The 15,249-nt window shown below is 68.7% G+C and carries 14 protein-coding genes; 7 read left to right on the top strand and 7 right to left on the bottom strand.

Annotated features, from left to right (window positions below; translation table 11 throughout):
• Positions 1–2: 2 nt before the first annotated feature.
• From AC07NC_RS13775 to AC07NC_RS13745, 7 genes are all read right to left on the bottom strand, one after another.
• Positions 3–689, bottom strand: a complete 687-nt coding sequence (locus AC07NC_RS13775; protein WP_494569907.1) for a Fe2+-dependent dioxygenase — start codon at positions 687–689, stop codon at positions 3–5.
• 79 nt (positions 690–768) lie between these two features.
• Positions 769–3,069, bottom strand: coding sequence for a TonB-dependent receptor (locus AC07NC_RS13770; protein WP_494569906.1), 2,301 nt, complete (start codon positions 3,067–3,069; stop codon positions 769–771).
• A 180-nt stretch (positions 3,070–3,249) separates the two neighbouring features.
• Positions 3,250–4,035, bottom strand: coding sequence for a proteasome-type protease (locus tag AC07NC_RS13765; RefSeq protein ID WP_154725632.1), 786 nt, complete (start codon positions 4,033–4,035; stop codon positions 3,250–3,252).
• Positions 4,036–4,099: 64 nt separating this feature from the next.
• Positions 4,100–4,939, bottom strand: a complete 840-nt coding sequence (locus AC07NC_RS13760) for a transglutaminase family protein (protein ID WP_292150143.1) — start codon at positions 4,937–4,939, stop codon at positions 4,100–4,102.
• A 2-nt stretch (positions 4,940–4,941) separates the two neighbouring features.
• Positions 4,942–5,880, bottom strand: coding sequence for an alpha-E domain-containing protein (locus tag AC07NC_RS13755; protein WP_494569905.1), 939 nt, complete (start codon positions 5,878–5,880; stop codon positions 4,942–4,944).
• A 36-nt stretch (positions 5,881–5,916) separates the two neighbouring features.
• Positions 5,917–7,338: a circularly permuted type 2 ATP-grasp protein gene (locus AC07NC_RS13750; RefSeq protein ID WP_426025472.1), complete on the bottom strand. Its 1,422-nt coding sequence runs from the start codon at positions 7,336–7,338 to the stop codon at positions 5,917–5,919.
• Between the two features lie 271 nt (positions 7,339–7,609).
• Positions 7,610–8,815 carry an NAD(P)/FAD-dependent oxidoreductase gene (locus tag AC07NC_RS13745; RefSeq protein WP_494569904.1) on the bottom strand — a complete coding sequence of 402 codons (1,206 nt, stop codon included), beginning with the start codon at positions 8,813–8,815 and terminating at the stop codon, positions 7,610–7,612.
• Positions 8,816–8,966: 151 nt separating this feature from the next.
• On the opposite strand from AC07NC_RS13745, the gene AC07NC_RS13740 reads away from it, so the two are divergent.
• The 7 genes from AC07NC_RS13740 to hisF all read left to right on the top strand — a co-directional run bounded on the left by AC07NC_RS13740 (position 8,967) and on the right by hisF (position 15,158).
• Positions 8,967–9,257 (top strand): YerC/YecD family TrpR-related protein, encoded by a 291-nt coding sequence (locus AC07NC_RS13740; protein WP_492072581.1) that lies wholly within the window; start codon positions 8,967–8,969, stop codon positions 9,255–9,257.
• Between the two features lie 10 nt (positions 9,258–9,267).
• Positions 9,268–10,149: an ATP phosphoribosyltransferase gene (gene hisG, locus AC07NC_RS13735; RefSeq protein WP_494569903.1), complete on the top strand. Its 882-nt coding sequence runs from the start codon at positions 9,268–9,270 to the stop codon at positions 10,147–10,149.
• Positions 10,149–11,456: a histidinol dehydrogenase gene (hisD, locus tag AC07NC_RS13730; protein ID WP_494569902.1), complete on the top strand. Its 1,308-nt coding sequence runs from the start codon at positions 10,149–10,151 to the stop codon at positions 11,454–11,456. Before hisG ends, hisD begins: the two co-directional genes overlap by 1 nt.
• Before the next feature lie 142 nt (positions 11,457–11,598).
• Complete coding sequence (gene hisB / locus AC07NC_RS13725) at positions 11,599–13,023, top strand: imidazoleglycerol-phosphate dehydratase HisB (protein ID WP_494569901.1); 1,425 nt, start codon at positions 11,599–11,601, stop codon at positions 13,021–13,023.
• Positions 13,020–13,634, top strand: a complete 615-nt coding sequence (gene hisH / locus AC07NC_RS13720) for an imidazole glycerol phosphate synthase subunit HisH (protein WP_494569900.1) — start codon at positions 13,020–13,022, stop codon at positions 13,632–13,634. Before hisB ends, hisH begins: the two co-directional genes overlap by 4 nt.
• A complete protein-coding gene (gene hisA / locus AC07NC_RS13715; RefSeq protein WP_154726402.1) occupies positions 13,628–14,359 on the top strand; it encodes a 1-(5-phosphoribosyl)-5-[(5-phosphoribosylamino)methylideneamino]imidazole-4-carboxamide isomerase in 732 nt (243 codons plus the stop codon). Before hisH ends, hisA begins: the two co-directional genes overlap by 7 nt.
• Before the next feature lie 31 nt (positions 14,360–14,390).
• A complete protein-coding gene (gene hisF, locus AC07NC_RS13710; RefSeq protein WP_494569899.1) occupies positions 14,391–15,158 on the top strand; it encodes an imidazole glycerol phosphate synthase subunit HisF in 768 nt (255 codons plus the stop codon).
• Positions 15,159–15,249 lie beyond the last annotated feature (91 nt).

Raw genomic sequence — 15,249 nt, 5'->3', positions numbered from 1 at the left:
CGTCAAACCTCGGACCAGCGCCGCAGCAGGTTGTGATAAACCCCGGTCAGCTCGATCACCGCCTGATCCTTCGGTCCCTTCTCGCTCGCCACGCGCTGGGTCGCGACGTCCAGCCGGAACAGCATCTCGCGGTCGCCGTCGTCGCGGATCAGGCTCTGCATCCACATGAAGGACGAGACCCGCGCCCCGCGCGTCACCGGCATGACCTTGTGCAGGCTCTTGGACGGATACAGCACCAGATCCCCGGCCGGCAGCTTGACCGACTGCGGGCCGTACATCTCCTCGATGATCAGCTCCCCGCCGTCGTAGTCCTCGGGTTCGGACAGGAACAGGGTCGCCGACAGGTCGCTGCGGATCCGGATCGAACCACCGCCGCGCTGTTGGCGGATGGCGTTGTCCACGTGCAGCCCGAACTCGCCGCCGCCCTCATAGCGGTTGAACAGGGGCGGAAAGATCGTGTGCGGCAGGGCGGCGGCCACAAACATCGGATTGGCGTTCAGCGCCTGGACGATCAGGGCCGAGACCTCCTTCGCCACGTCCGAGTCTTCCGGCAGTTGCTGGTTCCGCTTCGCCGTCGCCGACTGGTGGCCCGAAGTCATATTGCCGTCGGCCCAGGGGCCGGCGTCCAGCCGCTCGCGCAGGACCTTCACTTCGGCCTTGGAAAAGACTTCGGGGATCTGGAGCAGCACGGTCGGGTCTCGCTCGAAAAGAAAAGACGGCCCCGCCGGAAGGACGGGGCCGCCAGATATAGGCCGGTGATCGTGGCCTTTAGAAGCGCAGGTTCAGCGCCAGGATCGCCTGCCGCCCCGGAGCGGGGTCGGCATGGTGAACCCCGTTGGTCCGCATGATGTATTCCTCATCCGTGGCGTTCTTGACGTTCAGCTGCAGGCTGGCGCGATCGGTCACGTCATAGGAGGCGAACAGGTCCAGGCGGGTGTAGCTGGGCGCATAGACGGCGGCCGAACCCCCGCCGGCCCCGCCCTGGTTTCCGCCGAACCGGTCGTCCACATAATAGACCCCGCCGCCCAGGCTCAGCTTGGGCAGGACGCGATAGGTGGTGAACAGGCTGAAGCTGTTCTTGGGCGTATTGGCCAGCGGATCGCCTTCGAAGGCGCTCGGAACAGGCGCGCCGTTCACGATGGTGACGGCGCCCCGAACCAGCTCGGAGTCCATATAGGTATAGCCGCCGAACACGGTCCAGGCCGGCGTGACGCTGCCCGAGAAGCCGAGCTCCAGCCCTTCGACCTTGACCTCGCCGACCTGAGCGTACCGGTCGGTGTCGACCAGCACTTGCGCGTTCTTGCGCGTCGTCTGGAACAGGGCGCCGCTGAGGGTCAGCCGCTGGCCGAACAGTTCGGCCTTGGCGCCGATCTCATAGTTCTCGGTGTCTTCCGGATCGAGGAGCTGGCCCGACAGATTGCCGCTGCCCTCGCCGCCGCTCGCGCCGTTCTGGTCGCCGCCGGACACGGTGGGCGGCGTCGAGGAGGTGGCGTAGGACGCATAGACGCTGGTGTTGGAGGTGGGCTTGTACACTAGGCCGACCTGATAGTTGACGAAGTCCCACTCGCCCTCGTGGAAGGTCGGCGTGGCGGCGCCGCGGGCGATGGACGTGCCTTCGGTCTCGTAACGGTCGTAGCGCAGGCCCAGGTTCAGCAACCACTTCGGCCCAAAGGCGATGGAGTCGGCGCCATAGACGCCCCAGCTGGTGGTGTTGGAGTGGGTTTCGGCTCCGCGCGCGATCGAGCCGGTCCACGGATCGTTCGGATTGGGATCATAGACCGGCGTGCAGTCGAAGCCGGTCAGGCCGGTCGGACAGGCCGAGCCGCTGGTGGTGGTGACGGTGTAGGAGGCGTTGCGGTTGATCTCGCGCGAATATTCCACGCCCAGGTCGAAATCATGCTTCAGCCCGCCCGTGGTGAAACTGCCGTACAGGTCAGTGACATTGGCGAAGGTCTCGGCCGGGTTCCAGCGCGACTTCAGACCCCGCTTCATCCACCAGGTGTCGCCGACCAGAACCGCCGTGCCGCCGTCGCCCGGATTGGTCAGCACATAGTCGTTCAGCGTTTCGGAATAGCGGGTCAGGTTGCGCAGGGTCAGGGTGTCGCTGAACTTGTGCTCCAGCTTGACCGTCACGCTGTCGACCTCGTTGCGCATGTAGTCGCGCGCCTTCAGGCCGTAGAAGGTGTCGTAGGGCACGTTCAGGATCCGGCTGTCCGTCGTCTTGATCGCCCAGTTGTTGTCCAGCTTTCGGTCCAGCGGAATCCCGTAGTCCGGCATCGAGTCGGCGGTCAGGTGGTAGTAGTTGATCGTGGCCGAGGTGTCGGTTCCCAGGCCGACGCCCAGGGCCATGGCCAGGCCGTACTTCTCGAAGTCCACCGCGTTCCGGCCCGGAACATCGCCCTCGGTCGCCATCAGGTTCAGACGGAACGCGCTGGTGTCGTTCAGGCGCCAGTTGCCGTCCACGGTGGCGCGGTAATAGCTGTCCGTGCCGGCGCCGAGGCTGGCGCTGACGGCGTCGGCCAGGCGCGGCTGCTTGGAGCTGAGGTTGATGCTGCCGCCGCCCGAGCCGCGACCCGAATAGACGGAATCGGCGCCCTTGATGACCTCGACCTGCTCCAGGTCGAAGACCTCGCGCTGCTGGCCGCCCGCGTCGCGCACGCCGTCGACGAAGATGTTGTTGCCCGACGACTGGCCCCGGATGAAGGGCCGGTCGGCCAGCGGCTGGCCGCCTTCGCCCGCGCCGAAGGTGATGCCGGGCGAGTTGCGCAGCAGGTCTTCCAGCGAGGTCGCCGCCGTCTGGGTGATGACCTGCTCCGGGATGATCGTCACCGAGCGGGGCGTGTCCAGCAGGGGCGCCACGAACTCGGGGCTTTCCGGCTGACGCTTCTTCAGTTGGCCGTTGACGTCGATCGTGCCGAGATTGGCCGGCTGCTGTTGCTGATCGGCGGTGACGATCACGCCGCCCTCGGACGTTACATCGGCGGCCAGGGCCGGCGCGGCGACCAGCATGCCGGCGGCGCTGGAGGCGAACAGAAGCGATCGGAGCGCGGCGGCGCGGGACTCGGACATATTGAGGCGACCTTTTGGCCTGATTTTGCGATGCGGTCGCAATAGCCAGCTTAACAAGTTCGCACAAGAGGAATTGCGACTTAATCGCAGACGCACGGTTGCCTTGACGGGGGCGCGCTGTGGCGGTGGTCGCCCGCCCTTCGCTAGACGGCCTGAGACGGCGGCGGGACCGCCCCTGGCTCAGATGACGATGCTCATGTTCCGCATCGGCGGCGACAGGTCCAGGTCCAGCCAGGTGGGATCGGGCATGGCCTTGTGGGCCGAGGCCAGGGCTTCCGACCAGCGCCGGCCCAGGTCGCGGAAATAGGGATCGTCGACGTCGATCCGGCGCTCCATCCCCGTCAGGTGGTCGCGGGGAATGACGATCAGGTCCAGCGGCGGCCCCACGGCGATGTTCGAGCGAATCGTCGAATCGAACGAGATCAGCCCCAGTTTGACCGCCTCGGACAGGGGGGTGGAATTGTGCAGCGCGCGATCCAGGATCGGCTTGCCGTACTTCAGCTCACCGATCTGCAGATAGGGGGTGTCCGGCCCGCATTCGATGAAGTTGCCCTGCCCGTAGATCAGATACAGACCCATTTTTCCGCCGGCGATCTGGCCGCCCAGCAGCATGGAGGCGTTGACGTTCAGGGCGTCGGCGGTCGGCGAGGCGGGCGTGTTGATGGTGGCCCGCACCATGGCCAGGGCATGACCCAGGATCTGGGCGGCGCGGAACAGGGTCGGGGCGGTCTCCAGCGTCTCCAGCGCGGTCGAGTCGGGCAGTTTCACCCCCTCCGCCACCATGGCCAGGGCCGTCTGGGTGACCGACAGATTCCCGGCCGTCGCCACCGCCAGGATCCGCTCGCCGGTGGTCTTGAAGATATGCAGCTTGCGATAGGACGAGATGTTGTCCACGCCCGCATTGGTGCGGGTGTCGGCGATCATCGCCAACCCCTCGTCCACCAGCATGCCCACGCAATAGGTCACTTCGCTCTATCCGCTCCCGGTTCCGCGAATCGTTCGACGCTAGCAGATTCCCCGGCCATGGCGATCACGACCATCCCCTGGATTGATGTTGCTGCTGACTCTGTTGCACAGGCCGCACATGCAGGGCGACCGTCAGCGTCCCGATCCCGCCGCCGTAGCTGGTGCCCCGGATCGGCGTCGCGCCCAGGGCGTCCAGGCCCGTGGCGATGCGGACATAGTTGTCGGTCGGACAGATTCCGTTGGCCGCATCGAACCCGACCCAGCCCAGCCCCTCTATCCAGGCCTCGGCCCAGGCGTGGGCGGCGTCCTGGTCATGCTGTCCGTCCGAGCGGTTCAGATGGCCCGAGACATAGCGGGCCGGCACGCCCAGCGTCCGGGCGCAGGCGATGAAGATCTGCGCGTGGTCCTGGCAGACCCCGCGCCGGATGGCGAAGGCCTCCGCCGCCGTATGGGTCGCAGACGTGGCGCCGACCTCGAAGGCCACCCCGCCGTGGATCGCCCCCATCAGCCGGTGCATCCGCTCCAGCGGCGCGCCCTCGCCGATCTCCCTGGCGAAATCGACCAGGGCCGCGTCCGCCTCGGTCAGGCGGGTGTCGCGCAGATAGACGCCGGGCTGCAGCCGCTCGTTCTGGCCCCGGATCACCCCGCCGGTGTCCATGGTCGAAACCTCGCCCGTCACCCGGATGGTCAGGGCGTCGGTCGGGCGCTCGGTATAGAGGCTGTGAACGATATTGCCGAAGGCGTCCTCGCTGCGTCGCAGCCGCGCATCCACGTCGGTCTCGATGCGCCATTCGCGCACCTGCTGGCTCTCGCAGGACCGGGGCGTCAGCCGCAGCATCTGCACGATGAACCGCGCCGGCCGGGCGTAGGCGTAGCGGGTGGAGTGGTCGATCCGTATCCGCATGGTCAGACCAGATACTGTTCGTGGATGGCGGCGGCCAGGGCGTTGTTCTGGTTCAGGAAACCCTGGATGTATTCGTGCAGGCCCGACTGGAAGATATCCTCGATCTTGGCCTCGTTGAACTGGGTCAGACGGTTGGACGCCAGCCGCTGGGCCGGTCCACGCCGGCCGTAATCGGTGGCCAGCTTCTCCAGATAGCTGACGATCATTCCCTGGCAGCTGGCCAGCGAGCGCGGCATCTGCCGGTTCAGCACCAGCAGGTCCGCCACCAGCCAGGGGCGCACGCTCTCGCGGTAGACCCAGCGATAGGCGGTCAGGGCCGAGACCTCGCGCAGCAGAGTGGTCCACTGGAAATAGTCCAGCTGTCCGCCCACCCGTTCGCCGGGCGGCAGCAGCAGATGGTATTTCACGTCCAGCAGGCGGGCGGTGTTGTCGGCCCGCTCGATCGCCATGCCCAGCCGCAGGAACCAGTAGGCGTCGTTGCGCAACATGGTCCGCGACGAGGCCCCTTCCACCGCCAGCGACGTCGACTTCACGAAGTCGAGGAAGTTGGTGAAATCATCCCGCTTGGTCGGCTCGCCCAGTTCGTTCAGCCCGTTCCAGGCCCCGTTGATCGCCTCCCACAGCTCGATGGTCAGGGCGGTTCGCACCGAACGGGCGTTGGTCCGCGCCTTGGTGATGCAGGCCTTGATCGAGGTCGAATTGTCGTAGCCGAAGGCCAGATATTCCCGGACCGACTTTTCCGAGATCATTCGGCCCGAAGCGTCGAACCCGCTCTTGACCCCCGACGAGGCGATGGCGCCCGCCCAGGCCGTGACCGTGGCCTGGTCCTTGGCCGGCAGGGCGGCCAGGCGGATCGCCGCCTCCAGGATGCGCGCGAGAAAGTCCGCCCGCTCCATATAGCGGCCGGTCCAGTACAGGCTGTCTGCGGTGCGAGAGAGCATCTATTCCTCCCCCGACGGGGGAGGATTTTCGTCCGCTTAAACATCCAGCACCCAGGTGTCCTTGGTTCCGCCGCCCTGGCTGGAGTTGACCACCAGCGACCCCTCCTTCAGCGCCACCCGCGTCAGACCGCCGGGCGCGACCCTCACCCCCGCCGGACTGGACAGGACGAACGGCCGCAGATCGACGTGCCGCGGCGACAGGGCGCCGCCGTTCAGGGTCGGGGCCGTCGACAGGCTCAGCGTCGGCTGGGCGATGAAGTCGTCGGGATCGGCGATCAGCTTGGCCCGGAAGGCCTCGATCTCGGCCTTGGTCGAGGTCGGCCCCACCAGCATGCCGTAACCGCCCGATCCGCCGACTTCCTTGACGACCAGCTCGTCCAGCCTGCCCAGCACCTCTTTCAGCGCGTCCGCCTCGCGGCAGCGCCAGGTCGGCACATTCTTCAGGATGGCGTCCTCGCCGGTGAAGAAGCGGATGATCTCGGGCATATAGGTATAGACGGCCTTGTCGTCGGCCACCCCCGTCCCGACCGCATTGGCCAGGGTCACACGACCGGCGAAATAGGCCGACATCAGCCCCGGCACCCCGACCGCCGAGTCCGGCATGAAGGTCAGGGGGTCGATGAAGTCGTCGTCGATGCGGCGATAGATGACGTCGACCCGCTTGGGACCCTCGGTCGTGCGCATATAGACGGTGTCGTCATTGACGAAGAGATCCCCGCCCTCGACCAGCTCCACCCCCAGCTTGTCGGCCAGGAAACTGTGCTCGTAATAGGCCGAGTTGAACGGGCCCGGCGTCAGCACCACGATGGTCGGATCCTCGCCCGCCCCCGACGGCGCCGAGGCCTGGAGCGAGCGCAGCAGCATGTCGGTATAGATCTCGACCGGCCGCACCGCATGTTCGGCGAACAGGTCGGGGAACAGCCGCATCATCATCTCGCGGTTCTCCAGCATATAGGAGACCCCCGAGGGCGTGCGGACATTGTCCTCCAGCACATAGAAGCCGTCCTCGCCGGTGCGGACCAGATCGACCCCGGCGATATGGCACCAGACGTCGCCCGGCGGCCGGCGACCCTGCATCTCGGGCCGATAGTGCGGGTTGGTCAGGATCAGGTCGGCGGGCACGATCCCGGCGCGGATACAGTCCTGCGGCCCGTAGATGTCCTTCAGGAAGGCGTTGATGGCGGTGACCCGCTGCTTCAGCCCCTTTTCCAGCCCGCCCCATTCGTCGGCGCCGATGATGCGCGGGACGACATCGAACGGGATCAGCCGCTCGTTGGATTCCTCGTCGCCATAGACGGCGAAGGTCACGCCCATACGGCGGAAGAACAGCTCGGCCTGGCGCGAGCGCGCCTGCAGCAGATCCGGCGGGGCGTTTTCCAGCCAGGCCGCCAGGGTCTTGTAGCTGTCGCGGATCGTCCCCGATCCGCCGCCGTTCATTTCGTCGAAAGCTCTCGTCATTCGCCCCCGCCGCGTTGAGTTCGCAGCTTGATCGCTACCCAACGAAAAGCGCAACAGTTTTGTTGCACTGCGGCGACGACGAAGCGGCGGGGCGCCTCTCCCTCCCCCAGCGGGGGAGGGGGGCTGAGCCGAAGGCGAAGCCGGGTGGGGGCGGCAGGGCGACACGGGACATATCTCGCGAAGCAGAACCAGTGCGACCTTGCTTGGCCGCCCCCACCCGGTCGCTCCGCGACCGCCCTCTCCCCCCGCAGGGGGAGGGAGAAGGCCTGTGTCAGACCCCCACCGCCTTCATCGACACCGCCTGATCCGCCAGCTTCGCCACATCCACCGGCGTCGCCTTCCCGATCAGCTGTTTCCCGGCCATGAACTCCGGCGGCGCATTGACCGCCTCGACACAGACCACCCGGTCGCCGTTCAGGTGGAACACCGCAAATCCCCCCGCCGTCGGGTCGCCCCGCACCACCTGACGGTCCGCATCGAACGGCAGGCCGGCGATCTGAAGCTTGAAGTCGTACTGATCGGACCAGAACCACGGGACCTCCGGCGCCGGTCCCGGCCGCCCGACGATGGCCGCCGCCGCCTGTTTCGCCTGTTCCAGCGCATTGGGCACGCTCTCCAGCCGGTGCGAGACGCCGCCGTGCACCGGAATCGGCCGCCGCGTCATGTCGCCGACGGCGAAGATGGCCGGGTCGCTGGTCCGCGCCTGATCGTCCACCACCACCCCGTCGTCGCAGCGCAGGCCCGCCGACCGCGCCAGGCTTTCACACGCCAGCGCCCCGACCCCGACCAGCACCGCATCCGCCTGCACCACCGATCCGTCCGCCAGCGTCACGCCGTCATGGGCCACCGCGACCACCTCGGCCCCGGTCATGATCTCGACCCCGTGTGCCCGATGCTGAGCGGTGAAAAAGGCCGACAGGGTCTCCGACGCCACCCGCGCCAGTACGCGCGGCGCCCGCTCGATCACCACCGCCTCGGCCCCCAGGGCCCGGGCCGAAGCCGCCGCCTCCAACCCCACATAGCCGCCGCCGACCACCGCCAACCGCTTGCCCGGTCCCAGCACGGCCTTCAGCCGTTCCGCGTCCTTCAGCGTCCGCAGCTCCAGCAGATCAGGATGATCCCCGCCCGGCACAGGCAGTTTCCGCGCCGTCGATCCCGTCGCCAGCACCAGGACGTCATAGACCTCGCTCGAACCGTCGTGGAAGGCGACCGACTTCGCCTCCGGGTCCACCGACACTGCCACGGTCAAGGGCCGGAATGCGATCCCCTGCTCCTCATAGAAGCTCAGCGGCCGCAGCAGCAGCGCCTCCAGATCCGCCTCGCCCTTCAGCCAGGCCTTGGACAGGGGCGGCCGCTGATAGGGCGGCGCATCCTCCTCGCCCACCAGCACGATGGGGCCTTCATGGCCGTATTGCCGCAGAAAGGCCGCGACGGAGCCGCCGGCGTGCCCGGCGCCGATGATCAGGATCTTGGTCATGGGCGGACAGATAGAGCGGCGCGCGGGCGGGCGTAAGTCGTGAATGGTGAATCGTGAATCGTGACTGGAGCCCGCGCGCGCCCAATCACGAGTCACGACTCACGATTCACACCCCTTGACCGTTCCACTGTTACAGCATAGTGGAACGCGCATGACGACCCCGCCCGCCCGCGACGCCCTCCATGACGCCCTGCTGTCGATGCAGACGCGCGCCGAGATCGACGCCTTCCTCGCCGACCTCTGCACCCCGGCGGAACTGCGCGCCTTCGCCGAGCGCTGGCAGGTGGCGCGCCTGCTCGACGCCGGCGGCAAATCCTATCGCGAGATCGCGGCCGAGGCCCACGCCAGCCCCACCACCGTCGTCCGCGTCGCCCGTTATCTCAAAGACATGCCGCACCAGGGCTACCGCCTCGCCCTGGACCGCCTGAAGAACACGAACTGAGTATCCGAACATGAGCACCGCCCAGGGCCGGCTTCGCATCGCCGTCCAGAAATCCGGCCGTCTGGCCGACCGCAGCCTCGACCTGATCCGCGACGCGGGTCTGAAATGGGTCAAGGGCCACAACGATCTGCTCTATCGGGTCGAGAACTATCCGATCGACCTGCTGCGCGTCCGCGACGACGACATCCCCACCTTCGTGGCCGACGGCGTCTGCGACCTGGGGATCGTCGGCGAGAACGTGCTGGAGGAAGGCCGCAACGGCGGCCCCAATGCGTCTGTCGTCATGCCGCTTGGCTTCGGCCGCTGCACCCTGAAGATCGCCACCCCGCCGACCCTGGCCTATGACGGCCCGGCCTCGCTGGACGGGCTGCGCATCGCCACCTCCTATCCCAAGATCCTGCGCCGCTTCCTGGACGAGCGGGGGGTCAAGGCCGAGATCGTCGTCATGCGCGGCGCCGTCGAGGTCGCGCCCCGGCTGAAACTGGCCGCCGCCATCTGCGACCTGGTCTCGACCGGCGCGACGCTGGAGGCCAACGGCCTGGGCGCCAAGGAGACGGTGCTGGAAAGCCAGGCCGTCCTGATCCAGTCGCCCGTCGCCCCCGAGCCCGGCCTGCAGCACCTGCTGGACAGCGTCATCGAGCGGATGTCCGGCGTGGTGTCCTCGCAAGGTGCCAAATACGTCATGCTGAACGCCCCGCGTTCGGCGCTGGATGAGATCACCGCCATCCTGCCCGGCGCCGGTTCGCCCACCGTCATGCCCCTGTCGGGTCGCGACGACGCGGTCGCCGTCCACGCCGTCTGCCAGGAGGCCGTCTTCTGGGAGACGCTGGAGAAGCTGAAGGCCGCCGGCGCCTCGGCCATCCTGGTCCTGCCCATCGAGAAGATGATGTGATGAAACTGATCGACTGGTCTTCCCTCGACGCCGCCGGGAAAAAATCGGCCCTCGCCCGCCCGGCCCAGCGCACCGCCGGCGACGTCACGGACGTGGTCCGCACTATCCTGGACGACGTGCGCGCACGCGGCGGCGCGGCCGTCACCGACTGGTGCCTGAAACTGGACAAGGCCCCGCCCCGCCGTATCGCCATCACGCCCGAGGCCGTGGCCGAGGCCCGCAACGCCCTGCCCCCCGGCGACGTGCGCGCCCTGCGCATGGCGGCCGAGAATGTGCGCGTCTTCCACCAGGCGACCAAGCCGGAGGACACCCCCTTCATCGAGACCACCCCCGGCGTGCGCTCCAAACTGGCCTGGCGTCCCATCGCCTCGGCCGGCCTCTACATCCCCGGCGGCACCGCCCCCCTGTTCTCGTCCCTGCTGATGCTGGCCATTCCGGCCGGCGTCGCCGGCGTGGGCCAGCGCGTCGCCGTCACCCCGCCCGACAAATCCGGCGGCGTCCACCCCGCCATGATCCTGGCCGCCGTCGAGGCCGAGCTGGACGCCATCTGGCTGATGGGCGGCGCCCAGGCCATAGCCGGCCTGACCTTCGGCGTCGAACTGGAGGACGGCGTCATCCCCGCCTGCGACAAGCTGTTCGGCCCCGGCAACGCCTATGTCGCCGAAGCCAAGAAACAGGCCTCCGCCCTTCCCGGCGGCCCCGCCGTCGACATGCCCGCCGGCCCGTCCGAACTGATGGTCATCGTCGACCGCGACGCCGCGCCCGAGATCGCCGCCGCCGACCTGCTGAGCCAGGCCGAACACGACGCCGACGCCCAGGTCATCCTGGTCTCCACCAGCCGCGCCACCATCGACTACATCCTGTCGGAGGTTGAGGTTCAGGTCGCTGCGCTGCCGCGCGAAGCCATCGCCCGCGCCTCGCTGAACGAAGCCCGCGCCATCCTGGTCCGCGATCTCGACACCGCCTGCGAGGTCGCCAACCTTTATGGCCCCGAACACCTGGCGATCCAGGTGGACGATCCCGAGGCCCTGGTCCCGTCCATCAACGCCGCCGGCGCCGTCTTCGTCGGCCGGTTCGCGGCCGAGACCCTGGGCGACTACGCCGCCGGCCCCAGCCACGTCCTGCCGACCGACGGCGGCGCCCGCACCCTGGGCGGCGTCACCACCGCCAGCTTCATGACCACCATGTCGGTCCAGCTGGTCAGCGAGGCCGGCGCCCGCGCCCTGGCCCCCATCGCCGCCCGCTTAGCCCGGATGGAGGGGCTCGAAGCCCACGCCCGCGCCGCCGACCTGAGGGCTGAAGGATGAACGCGTCCGCATCATTCCTCCCCCGTTGGGGGAGGGGGACCGCGTCTTCGCGGTGGAGGGGGCCAACCCCAGACACCGGGCGCGGATCAGCCCCCTTCACCGCCTGCGGCGGTCCCCCTCCTCCAACGGGGGAGGATTTCAAATGACCCTGCCTGCCCCCTATCCCCCGCTGGTCTCCGGCGGCGAAGGCCTGGACCGCTATCCCGGCGAGCCTGCCGCCCTCGCCGCCCGCATGGCCGCGATCTACGCCGTGCCCGCCGACCAGGTTCTGCCGGTGCGCGGCCTGACCCACGGGCTGGAGCTGGCCTATCGCCTCGCCGCCCGCGACGGCGGCTCGGTCGAGGCGCCCAAGGCCGAGCCCTACAACAGTCTCGCCGCCATCTATCCGGCCAAGGGTGAACCCGCAGTGGTCGTCATCCGCGCCCTCGGCTCGCCCGAGGCCGTCGCCGAAATGGCCGCCCGCGTCGCCCCCGCCCTGCTGGTCGTGGACGAAGGCCTGATCGAGTTCTCCGACAGCGTCTCGGCCGCCACCGTCGTCGCCGATCAGCCGAACCTGGTCGTGCTACGCAGCCTGTCCCTGGCCTATGGCCTGGCCGGCGCCCGCGTCGGCGCCGCCATCGCCCAGGCCTCGACCCTGGCCCGCCTCGCCTCGGTGCTGGAGCCCTACGCCCTGCCCGAACCCCTGGTGCGATTGGCGCAACAGGCGCTGGACCCGTCGCGGATGATCGAGACCGCCGAGCGCATCGCCTCGGTCCGACGCGAGCGCGAGCGGATCGCCCGCGAGCTGGGCCGCCAGATGCCGGTCGAGCCCGGCGTCGGCCCCATCGTCATGGCCCGGCCCGAAGACCCCGCCGCCGCCCTGGCCGCCTTGGCCACCTATGGCGTCGCGGCCGACCTGTCCGGCGAGCGCCTGCGCCTGCCGGTCTCGATCAAGCCCGAGGTCAACGACCGGCTGCTGGCGGCCTTCGGCCTGACGCCCGCCAAACGCCGCCCCGCCCGCGTCGGCCAGGCCGTGCGCGACACGAAGGAGACCCGCATCGTCTGCGCCGTCGATCTGGACGCCCCCGGCCCGATCAAGATCGAGACCGGCGTCGGCTTCTTCGACCACATGCTGGAGCAGATCGCGGCCCACGGCGGCTTCTCCCTGCGCCTCCAGTGCGAGGGCGACCTGCACACCGACCCCCACCACACCATCGAGGACAGCGCCATCGCCCTGGGCCAGGCGCTGAAACAGGCGCTGGGCGAACGCAAGGGCATCGCCCGCTACGGCTTCGTTCTGCCGATGGACGAGGCCAATGCGACCGTCTCCATCGACCTGTCCGGCCGTCCCTATCCGCTGTTCGAGGGCACGTTCGACACCCCCTTCATCGGCGACTATCGCACCGACCTGACGGCCCACGTCTTCCGCTCCCTGGCCGAGGCCATGGGCGCCGCCGTACACATCTCGGTCACGGGCCAGGACGACCACCACAAGACCGAGGCCGTCTACAAGGCCTTCGGCCGCGCCCTGCGCCAGGCCATCCGGGTCGAGGGCGACGCGGTGCCGTCCACCAAGGGGGTGTTGTGACCGAGGTCGCCGTCATCGCCTATGGCGCCGGCAACGTCGCCTCGGTCCAGTTCGCGCTCGAGCGTCTGGGCGCGACCGTGCGCCTGACCGACGATCCCACCGTGATCGCCGAGGCCGAACGGGTCATCCTGCCCGGCGTCGGCGCGGCCGGTTACGCCATGAGCCGTCTGTCCGAACTGGGCCTGGTCGAACCGATCCGCGCCTTCCCCCGCCCCCTGCTAGGCGTCTGCCTGGGCCAGCAGTTGCTGTTCGAAGCCAGTCAGGAGGGCGACGGCGTCGATCTGCTGGGCTTCATCCCCGGCGCCGTGTCCCGGCTGGAGCCGGCGGGCGCCCTGCCTGTGCCGCATATGGGCTGGAGCCGGCTGACGCGCGACCGTGACGATCCGCTGCTGGAGGGGGTCGCCGACGGCGCCTACGCCTATTTCGTCCACGGCTATGTCTGTCCCGACGGCCCCGCCACCCTGGCCCGCGCCGACTATGGCGGCCCGGTGCCCGCCGTGGTCCGCGCCGCCAACCGCTGGGGCTGCCAGTTCCACCCCGAACGCTCGGCCGAGGCCGGCGCGACCATCCTCAGGAACTTCCTGGGCCTGCCCGAGGATCCATCATGCTGATCTATCCCGCCATCGACCTGAAGGACGGCGTCTGCGTGCGCCTGATGCACGGCAAGTTCGACCAGGTGACCCGCTATGACGAACAGCCGGCCACCCGTCTGAGCGCCTTCGCCGCAGAGGGGGCGGAATGGATCCACGTCGTCGATCTGGACGGCGCAGAGGCCGGCGAAGCCGTGCAGCACGCCCTGATCGGCGAACTGACAAAGGCCATCGACGTCAAGATCCAGTCCGGCGGCGGGGTGCGCAGCGCCAACGACGTCGCCAAACTGCTGGACTCGGGCGTCTCACGCGTCGTCGTCGGTTCGCTGGCGGTGACCCAGCCGAATGATGTCGCCGCCTGGCTGAAGGGGTTCGGCGCCGAGCACATCACCCTGGCCTTCGACGTCAAGATCGAGGACGGCGTGCCCGTGCCCGCCCTGAAGGGCTGGACCCAGTCATCGGGCGTCGATCTGTGGACCGCCCTCGACCGCTATCCCAAGGGACTCTTCAAACACCTGCTGGTCACCGACGTGGGCCGTGACGGCGCCATGACCGGCCCCAATCTGGAGCTTCTGGCCGAAATCCGCCGCCGTCGCCCGGATCTGGTGCTGCAAGCTTCCGGCGGGGTCTCGTCGCTGGACGACATCGCGGCGGTCAAGTCGCTGGGCTGCAACGGCGCCATCGTCGGCCGCGCCCTTTACGAGAACCGCTTCACCCTGCCCGACGCCATAGCGACGGCGGCATGACGGCCCAGTCTTCAGCCAGGAGGGCGGTCCAATGACCGCCCGGCGCATAATCCCCTGCCTGGACGTCAAGGACGGCCGGGTGGTCAAGGGCGTGAAGTTCGTGGGTCACACCGACATGGGCGACGCGGCGGAGCTGGCCGCCCGATACCGCGATGCGGGCGCCGACGAACTGGTCTTCTACGACATCACCGCCAGCCCCGAGGGCCGGACCCTGGACTATGGCTGGATCAAGGACATCGCCCGGCTGCTGGACATCCCCTTCTGCGTCGCCGGCGGCATCCGCAGCGTCGAACAGGCCGCCCGCTGCCTGGACCACGGCGCGGACAAGGTGTCGATCAACTCCCCCGCCCTGGAACGCCCCGAACTGATCGCCGAAATGGCCGCGCGGCTGGGCGGGCAGTGCGTCGTCGTCGGCGTCGACAGTCGTCTGGAAGACGGCGAATGGGTGGTCCACAAATACACCGGCGATCCCGATGCGCGCCGCCGCGCCGGCAAACGCACCCTGGACTGGCTGGACGAGGCGCAGGGCCTGGGCGCCGGCGAGATCGTGCTGAACTGCATCGACCAGGATGGGGTTCGACGCGGCTACGACATCGAACAGCTGTCCGCCGCCCGCGCGCGCCTGACCATCCCCCTGATCGCCTCGGGCGGCGCCGGCGCGCCCGAGCATTTCAAGGATGTGTTCAAACAGTCGGACGTCTCCGGCGCCCTGGCCGCCAGCGTCTTCCACACCGGCGCCATCGCCATCCCGGACCTCAAGGCCTATCTGGCGGGCGAAGGCCTGGAGATGCGGATATGATTCCTGACCCGCAATCCTCCCCCCTTGGGGGAGGGGGACCGCCGCGCCTCTTGCGCGGTGGTGGAGGGGGCTGGGCGCGCGGCCGGCGCCC

This window comes from Brevundimonas sp. GW821-FHT10A07 (assembly GCF_059415785.1).
The sequence above is the reverse complement of the archived record's forward strand: the minus strand, read 5'-3'. Positions and strand labels throughout refer to the sequence as shown.

What these genes read in the sequence shown, in the direction of transcription:
- hisG (WP_494569903.1), top strand. Translation starts at nt 9,268, where the DNA reads ATGAGCACCGCCCAGGGCCGGCTTCGCATCGCCGTCCAGAAATCCGGC.
- AC07NC_RS13770 (WP_494569906.1), bottom strand. Translation starts at nt 3,069, where the DNA reads ATGTCCGAGTCCCGCGCCGCCGCGCTCCGATCGCTTCTGTTCGCCTCC.
- AC07NC_RS13750 (WP_426025472.1), bottom strand. Translation starts at nt 7,338, where the DNA reads ATGACGAGAGCTTTCGACGAAATGAACGGCGGCGGATCGGGGACGATC.
- AC07NC_RS13745 (WP_494569904.1), bottom strand. Translation starts at nt 8,815, where the DNA reads ATGACCAAGATCCTGATCATCGGCGCCGGGCACGCCGGCGGCTCCGTC.
- hisD (WP_494569902.1), top strand. Translation starts at nt 10,149, where the DNA reads ATGAAACTGATCGACTGGTCTTCCCTCGACGCCGCCGGGAAAAAATCG.
- hisF (WP_494569899.1), top strand. Translation starts at nt 14,391, where the DNA reads ATGACCGCCCGGCGCATAATCCCCTGCCTGGACGTCAAGGACGGCCGG.
- AC07NC_RS13740 (WP_492072581.1), top strand. Translation starts at nt 8,967, where the DNA reads ATGACGACCCCGCCCGCCCGCGACGCCCTCCATGACGCCCTGCTGTCG.
- AC07NC_RS13755 (WP_494569905.1), bottom strand. Translation starts at nt 5,880, where the DNA reads ATGCTCTCTCGCACCGCAGACAGCCTGTACTGGACCGGCCGCTATATG.
- AC07NC_RS13760 (WP_292150143.1), bottom strand. Translation starts at nt 4,939, where the DNA reads ATGCGGATACGGATCGACCACTCCACCCGCTACGCCTACGCCCGGCCG.
- hisA (WP_154726402.1), top strand. Translation starts at nt 13,628, where the DNA reads ATGCTGATCTATCCCGCCATCGACCTGAAGGACGGCGTCTGCGTGCGC.
- hisB (WP_494569901.1), top strand. Translation starts at nt 11,599, where the DNA reads ATGACCCTGCCTGCCCCCTATCCCCCGCTGGTCTCCGGCGGCGAAGGC.